The sequence below is a fragment of the Lentibacillus kimchii genome (assembly GCF_042666895.1).
In the GTDB taxonomy this organism is placed as follows: domain Bacteria; phylum Bacillota; class Bacilli; order Bacillales; family Amphibacillaceae; genus Lentibacillus; species Lentibacillus kimchii.
On record NZ_JBHTGR010000055.1, the window covers coordinates 110525 to 133191 of the forward strand.

The following is a 22667-nucleotide window of genomic DNA, read 5'->3' on the forward strand; positions in this document are numbered from 1 at the left end:
CACGCTAAGTATCAGCATGAAGGCCTTAAGAAAGGGTGCGGTAAATGGTTGAACGCGTAACGGCGACTGAGGCTGCGTTAGAACTGATTGATAAGCTGGTAAATATACATGGTCCCCTAATGTTTCATCAGTCAGGCGGCTGCTGTGACGGAAGTTCACCAATGTGCTTTCCAAGAGGTGAATTTCGCGTTGGTGATGTGGATGTGCTGCTCGGGAAAGTTGGAGATACGCCATTTTATATAGCAAAAGATCAGTATGCCTACTGGGAACATACGCAACTGATTATTGATGCTATTGACGGCCGCGGCGGAATGTTCTCATTAGAAGGACCAGAAGGAAAACGATTTTTAACCAGATCCCGGGTGTTTACCGAGCAAGAACGCCAATCTCTGCGTTAGCGAAAAGGGAGGCTGGGACAAAAGTGCGAACGACTTGCGTGACTGAAGCGCTCCGGAAATAGACGTCACTTTCCGCGGGCGTCTCCGTCTTTTCCTCCGCTGAACCGAGCCATTGTTCGAAGTAAGTTTGAGTTATTCGCTTTCGTTTTGTTCCAGCCCCTTTTTCATGCGTGCTATGCATGTATACATGTTTTAGAGGCACGCGGTATGTGATACGCTTTAAGTAGCGTTACACCGTTTTCTTATTTATAATCAACTGTGACATCGTTTTTAGGGGCATTACCAGAAAAAAAGTGATGCCCCTCTATGTCGTTTGGATTCCGATTATATTAGAGGACGTCTTAAGTTTTAAGGAGGCAGCGGCAATCATGACGAAAAAAATAGCTTTGATTCAGATGGATATTACATACGGTGATCCGAAAGTGAATTTCGCACACGTTTCCAAATGGGTGACCAATGCCGCCTATATGGGCGTGGATATCATTGTGCTTCCAGAACTGTGGGATACGGGTTTTGATTTGGAACAGATGAACACGATGGCTGACAGAGATGCCAACGCAACGACTGAGTTCCTGAGTGATCTGGCAAAGCAGATGAATATAGCGATTCTCGGTGGTTCGATTGCGGAAGAGATCAACAGCGGAATGAAAAATACGATGCTGATTATTGATCGCAATGGCGAACGCATTCATAAATACAGCAAAGAGCATTTGTCGGAGAGCGAGCAGCCGTATCTCCTGGCGGGGGAAGCTGGAAATGAATTTGAACTGGATGGCATTTTGTCTGCCGGATTTATTGGCGCTGACATCCGCTTTCCGAAGCGGCTGAGTGAGACAGCGGAAAATGGTGCGAAAGTTATATATGTCGTTGCACAATGGACTGAAGACCGGATCAATGAGTGGAAAACAACAGTACAGAGCTGTGCAGTGGACAATCAGTGCTATGTCATCGCCTGTAATCGGACAGGCTCAGATCCCGACAATGTCTATGGCGGCATGTCACTTGTTGTTGATCCGAAAGGCGGGATAATAGCAGAAGGCGGAAATGACGAAAAAATGATTTTAGCAGAGATTAGTGTGGATAAAGACCAGAGTGGAAAGCAATAGCTGTTCACTTTAAAACCGGATTAATCTCAAGCAGATTTGTGATAGTTGTCAGGGTTTCACCAAATACATGTCACTTACATAAATTATATAGGCGCTTTCATACCCATTATTAAAAAAGGAAGTGTTCCTATGTCTCGCTTGCATTACTATGTAACGGGCAACACGGCGAAGGGGCCAGTCAATTATCTTGACAGCAATCTGCATAACATTGACCGTGTTGTCTTGCTTAAGCATCCGTCGGTCAAGCTAAAAACGGCCGTCATGAAACAACTTGCTGAATCCTCTCAAAGCAATGGCCTGGAAATCCTGGAAAGCTCACTTGCGCGTGATTACCTCGATGGGATAATAGATCGCAACAACTCGATCGCGTTTATTGACAGCCGAATTGCTGGAGGAGGCACGGAAACGATTGATTTGGAAAAGACCTTTCCTGTCAAAACACAGGATACGTCTGATAGCGACCAATTTGTGCAAAAGGCTTTTGACAGCTTTAGAAAAGGTTTAGCGATTCATGATGACGAACTGGAGACCATATACGTTCAGCGAATGGATTTCGATAGGGCCGATAACTATGCGGAACAATTTATTAACGCATTACTTAAAGATGTTCCTGAAAAGGATCGTACACCACATATCTATAACCGGCTTTTCGGTACGAATACGGCTGATGGTTCAGTTAATGTTGTGCCGCAGCTGATCGAGGACATCACGCATGTTTATTATGTAAAAGGGCGTGCCGGAACAGGTAAGTCGGTATTGATGAAAAAAGTGGCAAAGGCTTGCGAGACGCGCGGACTGGATGTCGAATTGTATTATTGCAGTTTTGATCCGGAAAGTGTTGATATGGTTCTGGTGCGTGAGCTGGATTTTTGTATGTTTGACAGCACTGACCCGCATGAATTTTTCCCGCAAGAGGAAACAGACGTAACTATTGATTTATATGAAAAGCTCGTTATTCCGGGAACGGATGAAAAACTGGCCGGGAAAATCCGTGACGTGCAGGCACGCTATAAAGCCCATATGAAAGAGGGTTCCCGTATGCTGCAAAAAGCTGGTGAACGGCGGCAGCAATCCGAGGAAGACTATATGAGCGGTATAACAGATGACGCCATAAGAACATGTGCAGAGACGCTTCAGCAAACACGTTCGTGAATTGCGATATGTCTAATGCTCTTCCTGAGAAATGCCTTCCAGAAAATAATCTTTAAAATACACAAATTCATATGTCATATAACGATGATTTGTGATAAAATTTGATAATGCTCTACAACTTGGCTGTTCTGTGCCAAGCATAACAATGAAGTTCCTAATTCCTTGCTACTGCTAATGTTGCGTAGTAAGGGATTTCTATTTTGGCCAAATTGTTTCTTTATTCTAAATAATTTAAACATTCTAAGGCTTATGAATAGAAGAGTGAATGAGACTTCATTAAATTAAATTGCTAAGGAAGGTGTTAGATATGTCCAAACAACAGGATGAACAGAATGAATTCAAGCCTTACGTCCCAGCATCCAAAAACCCGCCTGAATTCACTTGGGTTGCGATGGTCGTTGGCGGCGTGATGGCGATTGTATTTGGTGCAGCGAATGCTTACTTAGGACTGGTCGTGGGTATGACGGTTTCGGCTTCGATTCCGGCTGCGGTTATTTCTATGGCTGTGCTTAGAATTATTATGAAACGAACATCGATTCTGGAAAATAATATTGTCCAGACGATTACATCGACGGGAGAATCGCTGGCTGCAGGGATTATTTTCACACTGCCTGCACTCTTTATCTGGGAATTGCAGCCGAGCCTGATAACGATTGCGATTATTGCCTTGGCCGGCGGTATTCTGGGTGTTGTGCTCATGATTCCTCTGCGGCGTGCGTTGATTGTCAAGGAACATGGGACGTTGCCTTACCCGGAAGGTACAGCTTGTGCTGAAGTGCTTGAAGCTGGTGAAGAAGGCGGTAAAGGTGCCACGCTTGTTTTGGGTGGTCTTGGCATAGGTGCGATTTTCAAAATGCTGACGGATGCGGTAAAAGCTTTCCCGTCATCGATTGAATGGGAAATCTATAAATTTAAAAATGCCGCGATCGGTATGGATACCATGCCTGCTATGCTTGGTGTTGGCTATATTATCGGTCCCAAAATTGCAGGCACGATGTTTGCCGGTGGTGTTCTCGGGTGGATCGGAATCATTCCTTTAATCAGTTTTATCGGGGATGTTGCGTCGACACCGATTTATCCAGGTGAAATACCAATTTCTGAGATGGGCTTCCACGATATATGGGATAATTACCTTCGTTATATCGGTGCCGGTGCGGTTGCATTTGGCGGCATTATGGGATTGATTAAAGCATTGCCGACTATTTTCTCCTCATTCATGGGTTCAATTAGAGGTTTTTCATCAGCAGGCGATACAACGGATTTGCGTACTGACCGGGATATTCCAATCACACTGATTGTTATCCTGACGATCGTTTTTATAGGCATCTTAATGTTTTATCCAACCATCGATATTGGGCTGCTTGGGGCACTTTTATTATTTGTATTTGGTTTCTTCTTTGTAACCGTATCTTCCCGGATCGTTGGGGTTGTCGGCAGTTCGTCCAATCCTGTCTCCGGAATGACGATTGGTGCTTTGATTTTCATTTCTCTGGTGCTGTCGGCAGTAGGCCACACGGGTGACAAAGGTGCGGTCATGGCGATTATCATTGGTTCCGTTGTCTGTGTTGCTGCCGCCATAGCGGGAGATACGTCACAGGATTTAAAAACAGGCTATATTGTCGGCGGAACACCTAAGTGGCAGCAAATCGCCCAGTTATATGGTGTTTTCATTGCCAGTATCGTGATTGGCGGTATTCTGGTGCTGCTGAATAACGCTTATGGCTTTGGATCCGAGGAGCTGCCGGCGCCACAGGCTGTTCTCATGTCCATGATCGTTGACGGCATTATGAACGGTGATTTGCCTTGGAATCTGATCTTTATCGGGGCGGCAGCTTCTGCAGCTGTTGAATTATTCGGCATTGGGTCATTGCCATTTGCTGTTGGACTTTATTTGCCAATTCACACGACCGCGCCGATTATGCTTGGCGGCTTAATTAATGGCATCGTAAAACGCCGCTCGAAAAGTAATGAGGAATACGAAGAGAAGAATGAACGCGGTATTCTGCTTGCGTCCGGCTATATTGCTGGTGAGGCACTGATGGGTGTATTTGTCGCTTTAGCCGTCACGGCTGGTGTAGGCTTCCCTGATGGAACAATCTTTGGTCCGTTTGTGTCACTGGTTGCCATTATGGCTGTGGCCTGGTTCCTGCTGCATATAGCGAATAAGCATCCGTCCAAATTAAAATAGCGAATCTGATTCATACTGTCATATAGCATAAAAGACGTGTACCCGCTCAACTGGGTACACGTCTTTTAATAGTCATGTTATTTAACTTCCTGCAAAATATCTTCCACTTTTTTAGTGGTATAGCCACTGCCGCCTTTATCCTGGACATCTTCAACCATCATGGCAATTAAAATATCCTGGTCATCTTCCGGATAGCCAACAAACCAGCCATTTTCCTTGCCATTTTTGTCATCAGCAAGTTTTAATTCAGCTGTTCCCGTTTTACCGGCAATTGAAAAATTGTTGTTTTGTGCTGCCTTGCCCGTGCCTGCAGGTGAATTGACCACATCGTGCAGGGCATCTGTAATCAAATTGGCTTCGTCACCAGTGATGACTTGTTTTTGCCATACTTGGCCGCTTTTGGCATCTTTCTTAATCGATGGCTCCAGCATGTTGCCATCATTTAAAAATGATGTGTACATCAAAGCGAGATGCAGCGAACTGACTTCGATTTCGCCTTGTCCATAGCTTGTATTTGCCAGCTGGACTTCATCATCAATGTTTCCATTGGAAGAAACAGAGGATGCTTCAATTGGGTAGTCAAACGGCAGTTCTTTTCCGAAGCTAAATTGCTTCAAGCCTTTGACAAGTGCATCACTGCCCATTTTCACGCCTTTTTTCGCAAAATAAATGTTATTTGAACGGATGAGGGCATCGCTGACATCAATGGGGCCATCCGGTTCACCGATCGTGTGCACCTTATAGTCTCCCCAGCCTTCACCATTGCTCCAGTTACGGCCATTAATTGTCATGCCTTCACCGGGTTTAATACTGCCATTATCCAGTCCGATAGCAGCCGTTATGGGCTTAATGGATGAACCGGGTGCATATGTGGATGAAAAACGATTGAGCAGCGGTTTTTGCGGATCATTTTTTAAAGAATCATAGTTTGACTGGGAGATCCCATACAGAAAATCATCTGGGACAAAGCCCGGACTGCTCACAAGTGCCAGCGTTTCACCTGTTTTAGGCTGAATGGCTGCTGCGGTGCCGCTGTCATCAGCGTCATAGGCATTGTAGATGGTCTCTTGTACATCGGCGTCAATTGTTGTCTCGATGTTCTTACCATTCTCCACGTCTTTTTTGGCAATAACAGTCTCTCCGCCATTGTCATCGACAGCTGTGATAGCGGCGCCGCTTTTGCCTTTCAGCTGGTCTTCAAATAAGGACTCCAAGCCGCGCTTTCCGACCATATCACCGGTACTGTATTTATCACTGTCCAGATCTTCTAAATCGTCTGCTGTTGCCTGACTGATGTAGCCGGTTAAGTGTGAAGCGGCCTTTCCGAGCGGATAGACACGGCCTGTGACTTCACGTGTTGTAACACCCGCCAGTTTGGTTAATTGATTAACTTTGGATTCCTGCGTTTTTGGGAATTTTTTCAAGGGAACGAACATGTTCGGTTCGACCCAGTCCTGATTTAGTTTGTCTTCAATCGCTTCTGCTGACATGTCCGTTTCGCCGGCGATTTTGTCTGCAGCTTGTTCTGGTTTTTTCTGCAAATCCTCTGGAACGATACCTGCTTCATGAACTTTGTCATTAATGGCCAGCGGCATGCGATTGCGGTCGAGGATTTCACCCCGTTTTGGTTCTGTTGTCTCTAAATGGATCTTGCCGCCATTCTGAATTTCCGGAAAGATAAATCCGGGATCCCAGTTGACAAACCAGTTTGCGTCATCATCTTCCGCCTGATCATCCTGTTCTTGAGTGAGTGTGGCATTATAATCAAACGTGATCGGACCGGCAATTGACGTCATCTTGACATGGAAAGGGAACGTTGCCTTGCCTTTATCCATCGCCGTATCCAGCTGATCATCGGAGGGTTTGTCATATGTAACCTCTAGGTCACTTATGTTGAGATCGTCATAGATGTTTTTGTACCGGCCGGTGACTTTTTCAGACGGATAATTTTCAGCTGAATCAGCGCTGTGCATGTCATACATGGCAGAGAATTCATCATTATTCCAGTGGTCGATGTATTGATCAAAGCGTTCCTGTGGTGTGGTTTCATCGTTTGAACAAGCAGAAAGTACGCACACGAGCAGTAACGGCAATAATACGGTAAGTTTTTTCATACAACCCCCTCAATCTTTTGTATGATTTTATATTATTATAGCATGCTTGACAGGCAAAAAGCATGTTACGGCCTCTGCTATTGAGTATGAATAAACATGCATATAAACGTTCGTCCCTTTAAGTTATTCTAAATATAGAATTATTCGATTTTTTATGGTAAAATTTCTTTGGAAAGAAGGTGTGGACTGTGATCGGTGCGAAGATAAGACAGATGCGTCAAGCAAGAGGGATGTCACTTTCTGAACTGGCTGAGGAGGCAAGTGTGGCTAAGTCCTATTTAAGCGCAATAGAACGTAATCTGCAGACTAATCCATCTATCCTTTTCGTGGAAAAGATTAGTATGGTGCTGGATGTATCAGTTGATATACTCATCCGGAAAGACGCAAACATTGACTCTCAACCGCTGGATAGCGAATGGCTCCAGATTTTTCGGGACGCCAGGGACTCCGGTGTGCCCAAAGAGCGTTTGGAAGAGTGCCTCGCGTTTTATAAATGGCGTGACCAGCAGTCTTAGTGCAGCATCGTGATACGCAGCTTCCGTATTATATATTCAGCTAATATGCAGGCTCATATTGAAAGATGACTGCATAGACTATTAAAAATGATAATAAAAGCAACTAGCAATTAAATACTGGATTGACAAAAAGGCGGTATGAGAATGGCAGATCAAGAGCAGTATAAAAACTTAATGCAAAAAATGATTCAGGAAACGGAAAATCACCGGATTCAATCGGCAGAGGAAATGATCCAAAAGCTTGTCAGCGAATTATCAGGAAAAACAACCTGGCACCCGGACCATTAACACAAAATTTCAAATGCACTGGCAGTGCTGTGATAGTTAAAATAGACATAGCATTTAATGGTATGCTACGTTAATATGAGAAAACGAAAAGGGATGAGCAGATTGAGTCAAACGACTTACATTAAAAATGCAGTTATTTTCACTGAAAACGATGAACCTCAAAAGGGATGTTTATTGATTGAAGATTCCCTCATCAAAGCCGTACATACGGAAGAACAGCCGCCACCTGATGCAGCTGTCATTGATGCTGGAGGACTGAATCTGATTCCGGGTTTTATTGACGGTCATATTCATGGTGCTGCCGGAGCCGATGTGATGGATGCCACAGAGCAGGCATTGGATACGATGGCTGGCGTGCTTCCCAGGGAGGGGACAACCAGTTTTTTGGCGACGACGATTACACAGTCACCGGAGCAGACCAGCCAAGCTCTGGAAAATGTTTCCCATTACACATCTAAGCAAGGCCGCGCGGAAATGCTTGGTGTCCATTTGGAAGGCCCTTTTATTGATACAAGCAAAAAAGGCGCGCAGCCGGAAGCTTATATTATGGAGCCGTCCATCAACCAATTCGATGAATGGCAGACGCTTTCCGGCAACCGGATTAAAACAATCACGATGGCTCCCGAGCATGATACCACCGGCGAATTTATCTCGTATTTGGCCAATTCCGGTGTAAATGTGTCGGCTGGGCATACAGCGGCCGGTTTTGACGCTATTAAACAAGCCGTGTCACATGGACTTCGGCAGATGACGCATCTGTGCAATGCCATGAACGGCATTCACCACCGTGATATTGGCGCTGTCGGAGCTGCCTTTCAACTGGAAACATTAAGGGCGGAGCTGATTGCTGATGGCATTCATGTATCACCGGAAATGCTGGAGCTGATTTATTATAATGTCGGCAGTGACCGGTTAATTCTTATCACAGATGCCATGCGGGCTAAATGCTTGCAGCCAGGAGGTTATGAATTGGGAGGCCAGCCTGTCCAGGTAACAGAAGATCGGGCTGAGCTGGAAAACGGTTCGCTGGCAGGCAGTATTTTGAAAATGATCGAAGGGGCCAGACAAATGCTGCAATTGCCGGAAACGTCTATTTCGAGCATTGTAACGATGGCCTCAGAAAATCCTGCCAAACAGCTTAATGTATTTGACCGAAAAGGCAGTATCGAGCCGGGTAAAGATGCCGACTTGTTATTAGTCGATGACAATTTGCAAATTCACTATACGATATGCCGTGGTGACATTGCGGACTAGGAGGGATGACGGAATGGAAATTATCCGTGCGAACAATTATGATGAATTGAGTGCAAAAGCTTGCGAACTGGTTTTGCAGCAGGTGCAGACTGCTCGTAATTCTGTTGTGGGGCTTGCAACTGGCTCAACACCGGAGGGCCTTTATCAAAAACTGATTGAAGCGTATCAGAATGGGCAAGTGTCGTTTAAAGATCTTACAACATTTAACCTTGACGAATATGCCGGCCTGCGCGGAGATGATCCGAATAGTTACCGTTATTACATGAATGATAAACTGTTTAATCATATTGACTTGCCGCAGAACCAAGCATTTTTGCCCAATGGCAATGCAGCTGACTTGGCTAAAGAATGCCGGGACTATGACAAACAGATTCGTGATGCGGGTTATATTGATTTACAGATTTTGGGTTTAGGACTAAATGGCCATATTGGGTTTAATGAACCGGGAACACCATTTGACAGCCGGACACACGTTGTCGAATTGGATGATACAACCCGGGAAGCAAATGCACGTTTTTTCCCATCAAAAGATGATGTTCCGCATCAGGCGCTTACAATGGGCATTGGTACGATTATGGAAAGCAGCCAGATTGTACTCCTGGCATCGGGTGAGAAAAAAGCTGATGCTGTCAGCAAGCTTGTTCATGGTGAGTTAACGGAAGCTATTCCATCATCGATCTTGCAGAAACATCAACACGTTACCATTATCGGTGACGAAGAGGCACTGTCGAGGATTTAAGACAGTGCCTTCTCTTTTAGCATGGGGTTTCAGGGAACGGGCATCAGTCTAGACATCGATTTCAACATAGGCTGTTCCTTTCTCTGCAAACGCGGCCCGATCATGGGTGATCTCAACGATCCATTCCCGAAAGATGTCTTCCTCACCGTCAGGCACGTACACAATGAACGCAACTGTGTCGAGGTAATGAATATTTTCTAAGATATAATCCGAGTTGCGCAGGGCATTTTCAACTTTGCCCAGCAAGGCATAATTGACGGTAATCGAAAAGCCTTTCATAAGCCGGCGTTCGACAACTCCCGCTGTTTGAATGGCCTCCGATGTGGTGCTGCTGTAAGCACGAATTAAACCGCCCGCTCCGAGCTTAATCCCACCGAAATACCGGGTCACAACCACCGCTGTATCTTTTAAATCCTTTTTTTTCAGAACCTCAAGGATCGGGATTCCAGCTGTTCCGCTAGGCTCGCCGTTATCGTTAGCCTTTTGGATCTGATTGTGCTCACCGATCATGTAAGCTGAGCAATTATGGGTGGCGTCATGATGTTTCTTCTTAATTTGCTGCACAAAAGCCTGTGCATCGTCTTCTGTTTCCACACGTTTGACATAACCGATGAACTGGGACTTTTGGATTACAATTTCTGCAGTATCTTCTTTTTTGACAGTATAATAGTTAGATAGCATCTTGCGTTTTACCTCCTATGGCGTATTATACTAGAAACAGGCCAGGACTAAAATTGCAGACTGATATAACTCGGGGGACGAGATATCTGGTTCCATTGCAGCTCTTTTTGCGGATGTGCAGGACTTGTCAATAATTGTCTCATCCCCGGGTTAAGTCCGATTAATTATAACATAGACTGGTGTGAATGGTATGGCACGGAAACCGGAAGAAAAGACTCTGGATAATATTATTGAAGACATGATAAACGTCACGCAAAACAGTAAAGATGAAATTTTTGATATTAGTGAAGAAGCCCTGGCCGAATATGAGAAGCTGCAGAAAGAACTTGAGGAAATACGAGAAAGTGTAAAAACGCATATAACCAATGGCGATGAACTGGAAACGAAAGTTCAGTACGCCAGGCAGCGATTAGCTGAAGTGAGCAAACAGTTTAATCAGCACTCGGAAGAGGAGATACGCAGTGCTTATGAACAGACACATAAATTGCAAACGCAGCTTGCTGTCGAGCGTCAGGAAGAAAAAGTGCTGCGTGAAAAGCGGGACGAGCTTGAGCGGCGTCTGAAATCACTCGATAAAACGCTGAAACGCTCGGAAGACCTGGCCAGCAAAATCTCCGTTATTTTCACGTACCTGACGGATGACTTTCAACAGGTTAACGAGATGATTGAAGATGCGAAAGAAAAGCAGGAATTTGGTCTGAAGATCATTGAGTCACAGGAAGATGAACGGCGAAAAATATCCCGTGAAATCCATGACGGACCTGCCCAGATGCTTGCTAATATTCTGCTTCGTTCAGAGCTTGTCGACCGGACATTCCGGCAGGGGACTGTAGAAGAGGCCGTTTCCGAAATGAAAAGTGTTCGAAAAATGATTCGTTCCTCTTTGCAGGAAGTTCGGCGCATCATTTATGATCTCCGGCCAATGGCTTTAGATGATTTAGGTCTCGTGCCAACCATTCAAAAATTTGTGGCTACGACAGCTGAGTATTATAACCTTGATATTAGATTTAACCTGGTTGGACAAGAAGAACGGATCCACCATAAATATGAAATTGCGTTTTTTCGGTTAATGCAGGAAGCCCTTCAGAATGCGATCAGCCATGCTGAGGCATCTTCCATACTAGTGAAACTGGAGATGAGCGACAATCGAATTGTCATGGTTATCAAGGATGATGGAAAAGGATTTGACCAGTCTGTTAAACGGGATAAATCGTTTGGGTTAATGGGTATGCGCGAACGTGTGGAAATGCTGGATGGTTCTTTAACCATCAATTCAGAGATCGGAAAGGGAACGACCGTTCTCATTAAAGTGCCGTATCCCAAATCTTATGATCAATCAGCTCCTGAATAACAGACTTGGTTTAAGCAAGGGGTGTAAAGAGACATTCGTAATGCCTTGAAAATATGGGAGGAACATAGATGACTGAGAATACAACCAAAATTGTTTTAATAGATGACCATAAACTATTCCGCGAAGGTGTCAGACGTATTCTTGATTTTGAACCGTCATTTGAAGTTGTAGCTGAAGGGGATGATGGTGACGGCGCCAGTGACGTGGTCAGAACGTATAAACCTGACGTCGTTTTAATGGATATTAATATGCCGAAAATGAATGGCGTCCAAGCGACAGCTGATCTTGCGCGTCAGTTCCCTGATACGTCTATTATTATCCTCTCCATTCATGACGATGAGAATTACGTAACAAGAGCCCTGAAGACAGGTGCACAGGGTTATTTGCTGAAAGAAATGGACTCAGATGCCTTGATTGAAGCGATTAAAATTGTCAGGGAGGGCGGATCCTATCTGCACCCAAAAATTACACATAACCTGATTGAAGAATACCGCCGTCTGGCCTCCGGTGCCTCCAGTGATCCGTCACTCAGAGATGAAAACGGTATTTATGAGTATAAGCCTCTTCATTTACTCACGCGCCGGGAATGTGAAGTGCTGCAGCTTCTGACTGATGGCAAGAGCAACCGTGCTGTTGCTGAAGGTTTATATATCAGTGAAAAAACGGTCAAAAATCATGTGAGCAGCATTTTACAAAAAATGAATGTCAGTGATCGTACCCAGGCGGTTGTTACCGCTATCCGCAAAGGCTGGGTTAATGTGTCCGAATCGTGAAAAATGGCCCATCCGGAGAAACTAACTGATATGTTTTATGAGAGCATATTTAACGTGCAATTATCTCCTGGACAAGATAAAATGAACAGGAATCATTTACGTGAGGAGAAGGTTTGTAATGACTACTGCTGTTATGACTGATAGCACAGCGTATATCCCTGCAGAACTCATTGACCAATATAATATTCATGTTGTGCCGCTCAGTGTTGTATTTGGCAGCACGTCTTACCGTGAAGGAATAGATATAACCACTGAGGAATTCTACCAAAAAGTTAACGAAGTCAATGAGCTGCCCACAACATCACAGCCCTCTCTGGGGATGCTGACGGCTAAGTTAGAGGCGCTTTCCCATGATTACGATGCGGTGATCTCAATTCATTTATCCAGCGGCATAAGCGGAACATATCAGGCTGTTGCCACTGCTGGTGAAAGTGTGGATGGCATTGACGTGTATCCCTACGATTCCGAATTGAGTTGTATGGGGCAGGGTTTTTTTGTTTTGGAAGCAGCCGAAATGGTTCAGGAAGAGAAGGCGCCTGAAGCTATCATAGAACGTCTGAATGCCGTCGATCAGTCGATACGGGCCTATTTCATGGTTGATGACTTAAGTCATTTGCAGCGCGGCGGACGTTTGAATGGCGCGCAGGCAATCCTGGGCAGTATGCTGCAGGTAAAGCCCATTTTACATTTTGTCGACAAACAGATCGTTCCATTTGAAAAAATCCGCACACGCAAAAAAGCGTTAAACCGGATTATGCAAATGCTGCGGGATGATGCCGCGCAAGGAGATGAGCTCCGAGTTGTGTTTATTCATGCCAACAACGAGACAGGTGCGGCTGAACTGAAAACTTCCTTTGAAGCGGATTATCCTGGCACGGATACCATGATCAGTTACTTCGGTCCTGTTATTGGGACACACCTCGGTGAAGGCGCACTTGGCGTCTGCTGGTATAAGAAGTAACGCTAAGCGGTCAAACGGGGAGCCGGCGACCCCCGCCGGTTTCCCCATCCACTGCTACTTATATACAGGAGCGTGATGTTATGGACATTGAGGAACTTAGTCAGCGTTACGCCGGAAAATTTTTGCTGCGAAGTGAAATCCCCCTGGAACCCTCTTTATTCGAACGTCTTCTTACTGACCATTTTTTCACAGTCAAACCGTCAATCCGAAAAACATGGCTGCATTATGAATGCCAGCGCTGCGGCAACCGGAAACGTTCACTATTCGGGCATATCCCTGCACAGAGGTCTCTGCCAGCGCAGGTTTATTGCCGGAAGTGCATTGAAATGGGCAGGGTGATAGACAGGTCGCCTCTTTATGAGTGGACAGGGCCGGATTACGAGTGGCCGCTCTATTCTAATCCCTGCACATGGGACGGGGCATTAACGGCGGTACAAGAGGATGCGGCCCAGCGTATCGTCCAGGCGATCAGAAACCATGAGCAAGAACTGTTGACCTGGGCAGTCTGCGGTGCCGGAAAGACAGAGATGCTTTACCCGGGGATTACCGAGTCGTTGAAACAAGGCAAACGGATATGTATTGCGACACCAAGGGCAGATGTGGTGCGCGAATTGCTGCCGCGCCTGCGCAGTGCCTTTTCGGGTGTTACTTGTCAAGGCCTGTACGGCGGCAGTCCGGAAAAAGAAGGATCCGCCCAGATGATGGTTGCCACAACACATCAGCTGCTGCGTTACAAACATGCTTTTGATGTGATGATTATTGATGAAGTTGATGCCTTTCCTTATACACACGATCCAACACTTGCTTTTGCGGCTCACCGCGCCAGAAGAGAGAAGGGCACGCTGATTTATTTAACGGCAACGCCTGCTGCGGATGATCAGGTCCGGATGTCCTTGGGAAAACTCCCGCATGTATTTGTCCCCAAACGTTTTCATAATCACCCGCTTCCGGTCCCGATTTTGCGTATGATCCCCAGATTGAAGAAGGATTTGGCGGAGGCACGTCTGCCTGAGTCCTTTATCAAATGGCTGATGAATCGGAAAAACCGGGAACGGCAGGTTCTTATATTTGTTAACTCTATTAAACTGGCTGAGGTTCTGACGAATCGGCTTGCTGCTAACCTGGTGCAGTCTACGATCAAAGCTGTCCATGCATCTGATGCGAATCGCGAAGAAAACGTTCAGCAGTTCCGGGATAAGCGATTGGATATACTTGTTACCACCACAATTCTGGAGCGTGGTGTCACCTTCCCATCTATTGATGTAGCTATATTGGATGCCGGCAGTGCGGTTTTCGGCGAACAAGCTCTGGTACAGATTGCCGGAAGAGCCGGGAGAAGTCCGCATGATCCGACAGGAGAAGTTGTCTTTTTCCATGACGGGAAGACTGATGCCATGATTGAGGCTGTAAAAGCTATTCAAAAAATGAACAAAAGAGGAGGATTCCTCTAACATGCATTGTCTCTGGTGTGATGCCGCTATTATCCCGTCTGTCAGCTGGGAAACATTAATTTTTCTATCTGAACCATCAGAGCTCTGCCCATCCTGTGAAGAGACTCTGGCCTTTTTGCAGGGCGAACGCTGCAGTAAATGCAGCCGGCTGAGCAAAACGGATCCCTGTCCGGATTGCCGGGAATGGGACAAAGGAGTGAACGCAGAGGACCCTCTCGTATGGAATCATTCCGTTTTCACGTATAATGAAGCCATGAAAGCGATGATGGCACGCTGGAAATACCGTGGGGATTATTGTCTTGGCCGGGCGTTTCGCAAATATTACCGGCAGGAATTTGGCGAAACTTTTTCGTTCCTTCCCAAGGAAACGTCCGTTGTTCCGATACCATTGAGTGACGAGCGGCTGCAGGAGCGGGGATTTAATCAGGCAGAAATGCTGGCCTCGTTTGTGCCGCTTGCAACACGTGATATACTAACACGAACGCATCGTGATAAGCAGGCTAAAAAAACACGTCAGGAACGTCTTGAAGCAGATAATCCATTTAATTTAACAGAACGTATTGAAAATCCGGTCATTCTTGCCGATGATATCTATACAACTGGAACAACTTTAAGAAATGCCGCTTCTGTTCTGAAAAAACAAGGCTGTCCAGCTGTATATGCGTATACACTTATTCGAGGATGACGTCAGAATATGGTAGAATGGCAGAAAAAAAGGAGAGAGAGTCAGTGGCTGAATTAGCGAATTGTACACGTTGTGGAACTGTGTTTGTGCGAACACAGCGTGATGTGTGCCAGTCATGTTACCAGGAAGAAGAGAATGCGTTTCAGACCGTTTATCAGTTTTTGCGTAAACGGGAAAACCGGGAAGCGACCATGCAGGAAATCGAAGAAGCAACAGGCGTCGAAGAAGCACTGATTACAAAGTTTGTTAAGGAAGGGCGTTTGCGTCCATCAGATTTTCCTAAATTGGCTTATCCATGTGAACGCTGTGGAGCCGGTATTGTCAATGGAAAATTATGCAGTGACTGTTCGGAGGCGTTAAAAAGCGATCTGCAACGGCATGAAAGCCAGAAAGGACAGGGTCTGGACGGGAAGAATAGCCCGAACAGGGTTTTTTATACATCCAGTCAGACTAAAAAATAAATGCTCAGACTTTAATCTAATACGTGAAAAGCCGATATAAATTTAGCCTGTACTGTAAGCTGATGATAAGAGGTGAGTCTTGTGAGAATATATGGCCCCGATCATACAAACTTCAATCCATATAAACAACAAATGCAAAAACCAACCAGAGATATGAAAGAAGCGCAGAAAGAAGATCAGCTGCGTATATCCAGTCAGGCGCAAGAAATGCTGGAAAATGATAAAACTTTTGACAGCCGTGAAGCATACGTTCAAAAAATTAAAGCAGCTGTCGACAACGGAGATTATCAGATTGACCATGCGAAGACCGCCCGCAAAATGATCGACTTTTGGTCCGGGAAGTCCTGAATGTCCCCTGATCTTAAATAGATAGCTAAAAAGGCGGGTGAAAATATTCCGCATGCAGTTAAAAGGAGGATGTAAGCATGTCTGTTCAGCCCATAATACAGGCATTGGAAAAACTGGTAAAACTGCATGAAGGCCTTCTTGAGACAGCAAGGCAAAAGACAGAAATTATTAAAGCCGATTCTGTGAATGAACTGCAGAAATTGCTTATAAGCGAACATAAATATGTCCAGGCACTGGAGCAGGCTGAAATAAATCGTCAAAAGGCTGTGGATGCATGGCTCGAAGCTGAAGGCTTCAATTGGCAGGAGCCGACGATTACAGCGATTTTAAATGCTTTAACGGATGAGCATATGGCCCAGGAACTTGAAAATACCGCTACTAAATTGACCCAGACGATAACATCATTGAAACAACAGGAGGAGCTGAATCAGGATTTGCTCCGTCAATCGATGCAATTTGTAGAATTGTCACTTGATACAATCAGTCCATCGTTGCGCCAGATGAACTATGGCAGACAGCAGCCATCCCGTACGTCTGAGCGGTCTGTCTTTGATTCGAGAATTTAGGCGTCAACTAATGAAGGGGGTAAACGAATGAGTACTTTTGATGGATTGGAAATGGCTAAACAAGCTTTGTTTGCGCAGCAATCAGCCCTTTATACAACCAGTCATAATATCTCAAATGCAAATACAGACGGCTACACGCGTCAGAGGGTAAATTTTGAAACGTCCACGTCATTTCCGCCGTCTTCGCGCAATGGTCCGGAGATTGCCGGCCAACGAGGAACGGGCGTGGAAACCGGGTCTATACAGCGCGTCCGCAACCAATTTCTGGACAATCAATACAGAACGGAAAACAGCTCATCGGGTTATTGGGGCGCGAAGTCTGATGCTCTTGAGCGGGTGGAGAATGTGATGAATGAACCGTCGGATACGGGTTTATCCGCCGTGATGGATGATTTCTGGAAATCACTGGAGGATGTGTCCACTAACCCGGACGATTCCGGCGCCCGGTCGGTTGCAGCACAAAGAGGGCAAGCCGTGGCGGAAACATTTAATTTTCTGTCCGATTCGCTAAACACGATTAAAGAAGATTTGAACACGCAAATTGGTGATAAGGTGAATGAGGTTAACTCTATCGCAAGTCAGATTGATACGATTAATGATCAGGTTAAAAAAGCCGAAGCTAATGGTCAGCTCCCTAATGATCTGTATGATAAACGTGACAACTTAATCGATGATTTATCTGGAATAGTGGATATTCAGGTGGAATACGAGGGAAGCAGTGAAGGAGCCCCGAAGATGGCTGACGGGCTGGCGAAAATCAATCTTGTCAATAATGATGAAACAGTACTGGTTAAGGGCAAAACAAATGATGACCAAGGCTTTAATGAAATCAGCGAAACCCCGGGTGAAGATGGTGATATTAGCATCAAAGAATTTACGAATTCAGAAGGTGACATTATTATTCCTGTGCAAAAGGCGAGTCCTAATGCGCCAACAGGTTCCTTGAAAGGATTAGTCGAGTCATCCAAGTATGTTGAGGATGATATGCTGGGGGATTTGGACGACCTGGCCAATACATTTGCTAGTGCCTTTAATGAAGTCCACAAAGACGGTGTGAATTTGAAGGGGCAACAGGGAACTGATAAATTCTTCAAAGATGAATCCGACAAAAAAATAACTGCAGGCAGCATTACGATTAATGAAAGTATTGTGAACAGTCCCGATAAGATAGCAGCCGCAGAAAGTAATAATGCTGGGGATGGGGATAATGCCCAGGACCTGGCGGATATATTTGACACCTCACAAAAAGATCTGGATGATGATTCCATTAACGGTTTCTATCAATCAATGATTGGTGAAATGGGGGTTACGGCGCAGGAAGCTAATAACAAGGCGGATAATACTGAAACCCTCCGTTCGCAGGTAGAAACACAGAGACAGTCTGTCGGTTCGGTATCGCTGGATGAAGAAATGGCGAACATGGTCGAATTTCAGCACGCCTATAATGCTGCCGCCAGAAGCATGACAGCCGTTGATGAAATGCTCGACCGGGTTATTAATAATATGGGATTAGTAGGAAGGTAGGCTGATATTATGCGAATTACTCAAAGTATGCTTTCCAGCAACATGCTTAAAAATTTGTCCAACAGTTATGCCAGCATGGATAAGTATTTGAATCAGCTGTCGACTGGCAAGAAAATTAATCGCCCCTCTGATGATCCGGCCATTGCCAGCAAGGGCATCGATTATCGCTCACAGGTTACGGAAGTTAAACAATTTCAGCGGAATATAGGCGAAGTCCATACATGGATGGATAATTCTGATGCCGCACTCGATAAAACGACAAAGGCACTGCAAAAAATGCGGGAACTGGCGGTGCAGGCAAGCAATGATACATACGGTGCAGACGAACGGGAAAATGTCAAAGAGGAAGTGGAACAACTAAAAGAACACCTCACTGACATTGCCAATACAAAAGTGAATGGCAACTATATATTTAACGGGACAAACACGGGTGAAAAACCGACTGATAGTGACTACCCGGATAAATCGGATGTGAACATAGAGGTTGCCAATGGCACCAAGCTCAAGGCAAACGTTGATGGGTCTAAAATCTTTAATGAAGATTTGTTCGATGATGTAAAAGGTTTTATTAAAGATTTGAATAACAATGATCAGGAAGCAATTGAAGAAAGCATCGATAATCTGGATGGCCAAATTAATAATGTGATTAACGAACGGGCAGACCTGGGGGCACGCATGAACCGGCTTGATCTGGTGGAAAATCGTCTGAATGAACAGGAAACAACAGCTAAGAAAACCATGTCTGACAATGAAGATGTCGACTTTGAAGAAGTGATTACGAACCTGAAAAGTCAGGAAAGTGTTCACCGGGCAGCCTTATCAGCGGGCGGACGCGTTATTCAGCCGACCCTGCTTGATTTCTTGCGTTAATGACTGAATCCGGTCTGTTTGTTACGATACCAGATTCACTTTCAGATATTCTGATAAGGTGACAAAAAGGATGAAACGCTATGCATTTGCCACAAATTCGCATGACATCACAAATGGCTCAAATACAGGTGCAGCAAACGTCTGCGCGGCAGGAAATCCGCCAGCCGGAAGCTGAGATGTCCATTCAGCAGCCCCGCGCTGATATTTCGATGAACACAAGACCATCAAAATTGACGATTGATCAAACAGAAGCATGGGCCGATATGGGGCTGATGCCGATTTCCGAACGTGTCAAAAAACATGCGGAAGATGGTCAGCAGGGTGTTATGGAAGGAATTGCACGCCGAGCGAGGCAGGGAACGGAAATGATGAAAATTGAAAAGGGTGGGGACCCACTTGTCTCCCAGGCGGCGGCAAATGCCTATGAACCGTATCAGCCGCTTGGTATGACGTTCATCCCTTCACGGTTTGCTGTAAAAACGAACTATGAGCCATCTGAGCTTCAAATCAATGTTAATGTGAACAAACCCGTTATTAATAATCAGCCGCAGGAGCCTGACTATACCTATAAGCCAGGGGATGTGACAACAAGCATGCGACAGCAGCCGGATTTACAAATTGATTTTGCTCATATTGATTCAGATTTTTCTTAAGAGAAGGTGAGTATTGTGAACCTGCAGACGAAATACCTTGGCGAAATTGACGTGGATCAGGATAAGATGCTGCATTTTCCCTCAGGTCTGCCGGGATTTATCGACGAAAAGCAATTTGCGCTGCTCGAAATGCCGGGGAATCCGGTTTTTCAAGTTCTGCAATCAGTTAAAACGCCTGACATTGCCTTTATCGTGGTAAGTCCCTATCAGTTTTATCAGGACTATGTCATCGATTTAGACGATCGTTCAGCGATAAGTCTGGATATCAGCCATGCATCTGACGTGATCGTTCTGACAATTGTAACGGTTAAAGAGCCGCTTGAGGCCAGCACACTTAATTTGAAAGCACCTATTATCATCAATTCACAAAACAATAAGGGTGAGCAATACATATTAACGACAGATGCTTATCCGTCTCAAGCAGCTATCATGGCTTCTAACTCCACAACGGTGAAAGGGGAATAGCCATGCTTGTTTTAACACGAAAACAAAATGAATCGATTCAAATTAACGACACGATTGAAATTAAGGTTCTCGGTCTCGAGGGTGATCAGGTCAAGCTGGGGATTTCCGCACCTGAATCCGTCAGTATAAATCGAAAAGAAGTTTATCTGGACATTCAAAAACAGAATAGCGAGGCTGCCAATTTACCTGCGGATATTTTAGATGTATTGCAGCAGGAAGATAAATAAATAGCAAAAACCTTTAATAATGTAAGGTTCTGGCCGATATTAATATTAACGATTAATAAATGATTCAATGAAACCAGTTCGGACAAATCTGGAATTTGAGTTACATGACAAGCTGGACGAATACTTTGTCAAAGTTGTTGACCAGGATACAGACGACGTTATCAGGGAAATACCCCCGGAGAAAATGCTTGACAAGCATGCCGCTATGGCGGAATTCATGGGTCTTTTAGTAGATGAAAAAATTTAAGCTTTTGGTAAATGTATGTTGAAAGGAGTTGTGAATAATGCAGATTAGCGGTCTGGTATCGGGCATGGATATTGATGGTATGGTTGATAAACTGATGAAGGCTGAACGTATGCCACTAAAAAAAATGAACCAGAATCAGACGACGATGGATTGGAAACGGGATGCCTTTCGTGACGTGAACAAAACGTTAACGGAACTTGATGGTAAGATGCATAATATGAAATCGAACGACACTTACAATGCAAAGTCAATTAGTTCATCACAGGAGAGCGCCGTCACAGCAACAGGATCAACAAGTGCCCAGCAAGGCGCCTATAATATTAAAGTGGAAGAATTGGCTACAAAGGCGACCAGGATGAGCACTAAAGCCATAGACGAAAGTTCAGAGGACGGACAAGAACTTGAAAGCGGAGTCAATGGTATAAAAGATATTTCCGGGGATACTGTGCTGCGTGGTGAAAACAATGACATTAAGGAGGTCGAATTTACAACATTCAACGAAAAAGGTGAAAGAACTGGTAATGAAGCTGGTGGTGAAACTGATAAAAATCCGTCGTATGTCTACAAAATTGGTGATGGTGACACACTCGATGACGTCCTGACGAAGATAACCAACGATGACAACCATGTCCGTGCTTTTTTTGACGATAATTCCAAAAAAGTAATTATGGAAGCAGACCGGACTGGAAAGTATAACCCGGATGATAAGGGCAATGAAATTAAATTTATTGACGGCAATACCAGCAGCAATGAGTTTCTCAAAGCCCTCCATTTAGATGGGGCAGAAAAAGGCGGGAAGGATGCCGAGTTCCAGTATAATGATAATACGATGAATTCACATGAAAATTCGTATGATCTCGGTGGCGTCACATTTAATTTTCATGATACAACGACTGGTAATGGCGCGAATGTTACCGTGGTCAATGATGTGGAAAAATCATTTGATACGATCATGGATTTTGTCGACAAATATAATGACGTTGTTGAAAAGCTGGACGGGGCACAGAAGGAAGAAAAGTTCCGGGACTACCCCCCATTAACCGATGAACAGAAAAAGGAAATGTCAGAGCACGAGATCGAGCTGTGGGAGGATAAGGCAAAAAGCGGAATACTCCATGGCGAATCGGTTATTTCCCAGGGTCTGACGTCGATGCGCGGCAGCTGGTATGCCAATGAAGATACCGGCGGTGCTTACAATACGATTACGGAAATTGGCATTTCAACCACCAAGAACTATATGGATGGCGGGAAGCTGGAGGTTGACGGACAAGAGCTTAAAGAAGCCTTGGCTAAGGACCCTGACAGTGTATCCAAAGTGTTTTCCAATTCGTCGGGAGGAGAGGATGGGAACGGTGTGATTGACCGTCTTCAAGGTGCACTTGATTCGACCATAGGTCAAATCGAACACCGTGCAGGTAAAGCGACGGATACCCCTGACAACTACAGCATTGGCAAACGGATGAAAGATCTCAATCAGCAGATAGATGATTTTGAAGATCGCATGACACGGGTAGAAAAACGCTATCGGAGTCAATTCACGCAAATGGAGCAAGCGATTCAGCGGATGAATCAGCAGTCCTCCATGCTGTCGCAGAAGTTTGGTGGTGGAGGCGGAAATGCGATGATGTAGTCATCGTTTTCACCAAATAT

At 45.1% G+C, this 22667-nt stretch carries 25 protein-coding genes; 23 read left to right on the plus strand and 2 right to left on the minus strand.

Translation table 11 applies throughout. The features are described from left to right. Window positions 1–44 precede the first annotated feature (44 nt). From ACFQU8_RS11285 to ACFQU8_RS11300, 4 genes are all read left to right on the plus strand, one after another. Window positions 45–398, plus strand: coding sequence for a DUF779 domain-containing protein (locus ACFQU8_RS11285; protein ID WP_382360017.1), 354 nt, complete (start codon window positions 45–47; stop codon window positions 396–398). A gap of 368 nt (window positions 399–766) precedes the next feature. Further along, on the plus strand, window positions 767–1504 hold the full coding sequence (locus ACFQU8_RS11290) for a nitrilase-related carbon-nitrogen hydrolase (protein ID WP_382360020.1): 738 nt from the start codon (window positions 767–769) through the stop codon (window positions 1502–1504). 129 nt (window positions 1505–1633) lie between these two features. Continuing rightward, window positions 1634–2656, plus strand: coding sequence for a hypothetical protein (locus tag ACFQU8_RS11295; protein WP_382360023.1), 1023 nt, complete (start codon window positions 1634–1636; stop codon window positions 2654–2656). A gap of 307 nt (window positions 2657–2963) precedes the next feature. Further along, a complete protein-coding gene (locus ACFQU8_RS11300) occupies window positions 2964–4844 on the plus strand; it encodes an OPT family oligopeptide transporter (RefSeq protein ID WP_382360026.1) in 1881 nt (626 codons plus the stop codon). 77 nt (window positions 4845–4921) lie between these two features. On the opposite strand, the gene ACFQU8_RS11305 is transcribed toward ACFQU8_RS11300, so the two are convergent. Then, window positions 4922–6958, minus strand: a complete 2037-nt coding sequence (locus ACFQU8_RS11305; RefSeq protein WP_382360029.1) for a penicillin-binding transpeptidase domain-containing protein — start codon at window positions 6956–6958, stop codon at window positions 4922–4924. A gap of 188 nt (window positions 6959–7146) precedes the next feature. On the opposite strand from ACFQU8_RS11305, the gene ACFQU8_RS11310 reads away from it, so the two are divergent. From ACFQU8_RS11310 to nagB, 4 genes are all read left to right on the plus strand, one after another. Then, window positions 7147–7473: a helix-turn-helix domain-containing protein gene (locus tag ACFQU8_RS11310; RefSeq protein ID WP_382360032.1), complete on the plus strand. Its 327-nt coding sequence runs from the start codon at window positions 7147–7149 to the stop codon at window positions 7471–7473. A 144-nt stretch (window positions 7474–7617) separates the two neighbouring features. After that, window positions 7618–7761: a hypothetical protein gene (locus ACFQU8_RS11315; RefSeq protein WP_382360035.1), complete on the plus strand. Its 144-nt coding sequence runs from the start codon at window positions 7618–7620 to the stop codon at window positions 7759–7761. A 75-nt stretch (window positions 7762–7836) separates the two neighbouring features. After that, window positions 7837–9015: an N-acetylglucosamine-6-phosphate deacetylase gene (gene nagA, locus ACFQU8_RS11320; protein WP_382360038.1), complete on the plus strand. Its 1179-nt coding sequence runs from the start codon at window positions 7837–7839 to the stop codon at window positions 9013–9015. Window positions 9016–9028: 13 nt separating this feature from the next. Further along, complete coding sequence (gene nagB, locus ACFQU8_RS11325; protein WP_382360041.1) at window positions 9029–9754, plus strand: glucosamine-6-phosphate deaminase; 726 nt, start codon at window positions 9029–9031, stop codon at window positions 9752–9754. 48 nt (window positions 9755–9802) lie between these two features. Here nagB and ACFQU8_RS11330 read toward each other — a convergent pair whose 3' ends face one another. Next, the gene (locus ACFQU8_RS11330; RefSeq protein ID WP_382360044.1) at window positions 9803–10435 is read right to left on the minus strand and encodes a YigZ family protein; all 633 of its coding nucleotides are present in this window, start codon (window positions 10433–10435) and stop codon (window positions 9803–9805) included. 190 nt (window positions 10436–10625) lie between these two features. Here ACFQU8_RS11330 and ACFQU8_RS11335 point away from each other — a divergent pair, with 190 nt between their 5' ends. The 15 genes from ACFQU8_RS11335 to fliD all read left to right on the plus strand — a co-directional run bounded on the left by ACFQU8_RS11335 (window position 10626) and on the right by fliD (window position 22647). After that, a complete protein-coding gene (locus tag ACFQU8_RS11335) occupies window positions 10626–11786 on the plus strand; it encodes a sensor histidine kinase (RefSeq protein ID WP_382360047.1) in 1161 nt (386 codons plus the stop codon). Window positions 11787–11854: 68 nt separating this feature from the next. Then, window positions 11855–12559, plus strand: coding sequence for a response regulator transcription factor (locus ACFQU8_RS11340; protein ID WP_382360050.1), 705 nt, complete (start codon window positions 11855–11857; stop codon window positions 12557–12559). A 118-nt stretch (window positions 12560–12677) separates the two neighbouring features. Next, complete coding sequence (locus tag ACFQU8_RS11345) at window positions 12678–13520, plus strand: DegV family protein (RefSeq protein WP_382360053.1); 843 nt, start codon at window positions 12678–12680, stop codon at window positions 13518–13520. A gap of 80 nt (window positions 13521–13600) precedes the next feature. After that, window positions 13601–14971: a DEAD/DEAH box helicase gene (locus ACFQU8_RS11350; RefSeq protein WP_382360056.1), complete on the plus strand. Its 1371-nt coding sequence runs from the start codon at window positions 13601–13603 to the stop codon at window positions 14969–14971. A gap of 1 nt (window position 14972) precedes the next feature. After that, window positions 14973–15656 (plus strand): ComF family protein, encoded by a 684-nt coding sequence (locus tag ACFQU8_RS11355; RefSeq protein WP_382360059.1) that lies wholly within the window; start codon window positions 14973–14975, stop codon window positions 15654–15656. A 44-nt stretch (window positions 15657–15700) separates the two neighbouring features. Beyond that, a complete protein-coding gene (locus tag ACFQU8_RS11360; RefSeq protein WP_382360062.1) occupies window positions 15701–16117 on the plus strand; it encodes a TIGR03826 family flagellar region protein in 417 nt (138 codons plus the stop codon). A gap of 81 nt (window positions 16118–16198) precedes the next feature. Then, on the plus strand, window positions 16199–16465 hold the full coding sequence (gene flgM, locus ACFQU8_RS11365; RefSeq protein WP_382360065.1) for a flagellar biosynthesis anti-sigma factor FlgM: 267 nt from the start codon (window positions 16199–16201) through the stop codon (window positions 16463–16465). A 77-nt stretch (window positions 16466–16542) separates the two neighbouring features. Further along, complete coding sequence (locus ACFQU8_RS11370; protein ID WP_382360067.1) at window positions 16543–17031, plus strand: flagellar protein FlgN; 489 nt, start codon at window positions 16543–16545, stop codon at window positions 17029–17031. A 27-nt stretch (window positions 17032–17058) separates the two neighbouring features. Continuing rightward, on the plus strand, window positions 17059–18555 hold the full coding sequence (flgK, locus tag ACFQU8_RS11375; RefSeq protein ID WP_382360070.1) for a flagellar hook-associated protein FlgK: 1497 nt from the start codon (window positions 17059–17061) through the stop codon (window positions 18553–18555). A 9-nt stretch (window positions 18556–18564) separates the two neighbouring features. Then, a complete protein-coding gene (gene flgL, locus ACFQU8_RS11380) occupies window positions 18565–19425 on the plus strand; it encodes a flagellar hook-associated protein FlgL (protein ID WP_382360073.1) in 861 nt (286 codons plus the stop codon). 80 nt (window positions 19426–19505) lie between these two features. Next, a complete protein-coding gene (locus tag ACFQU8_RS11385; protein WP_382360076.1) occupies window positions 19506–20078 on the plus strand; it encodes a DUF6470 family protein in 573 nt (190 codons plus the stop codon). 6 nt (window positions 20079–20084) lie between these two features. Further along, a complete protein-coding gene (gene fliW, locus ACFQU8_RS11390) occupies window positions 20085–20543 on the plus strand; it encodes a flagellar assembly protein FliW (RefSeq protein ID WP_382360079.1) in 459 nt (152 codons plus the stop codon). A gap of 2 nt (window positions 20544–20545) precedes the next feature. Further along, the gene (csrA, locus tag ACFQU8_RS11395) at window positions 20546–20770 is read left to right on the plus strand and encodes a carbon storage regulator CsrA (protein WP_382360082.1); all 225 of its coding nucleotides are present in this window, start codon (window positions 20546–20548) and stop codon (window positions 20768–20770) included. A 67-nt stretch (window positions 20771–20837) separates the two neighbouring features. Then, the gene (locus ACFQU8_RS11400) at window positions 20838–21017 is read left to right on the plus strand and encodes a flagellar protein FlaG (protein WP_382360085.1); all 180 of its coding nucleotides are present in this window, start codon (window positions 20838–20840) and stop codon (window positions 21015–21017) included. Window positions 21018–21054: 37 nt separating this feature from the next. Beyond that, window positions 21055–22647 (plus strand): flagellar filament capping protein FliD, encoded by a 1593-nt coding sequence (gene fliD, locus ACFQU8_RS11405; protein ID WP_382360092.1) that lies wholly within the window; start codon window positions 21055–21057, stop codon window positions 22645–22647. The last annotated feature ends 20 nt before the right edge of the window (window positions 22648–22667 follow it).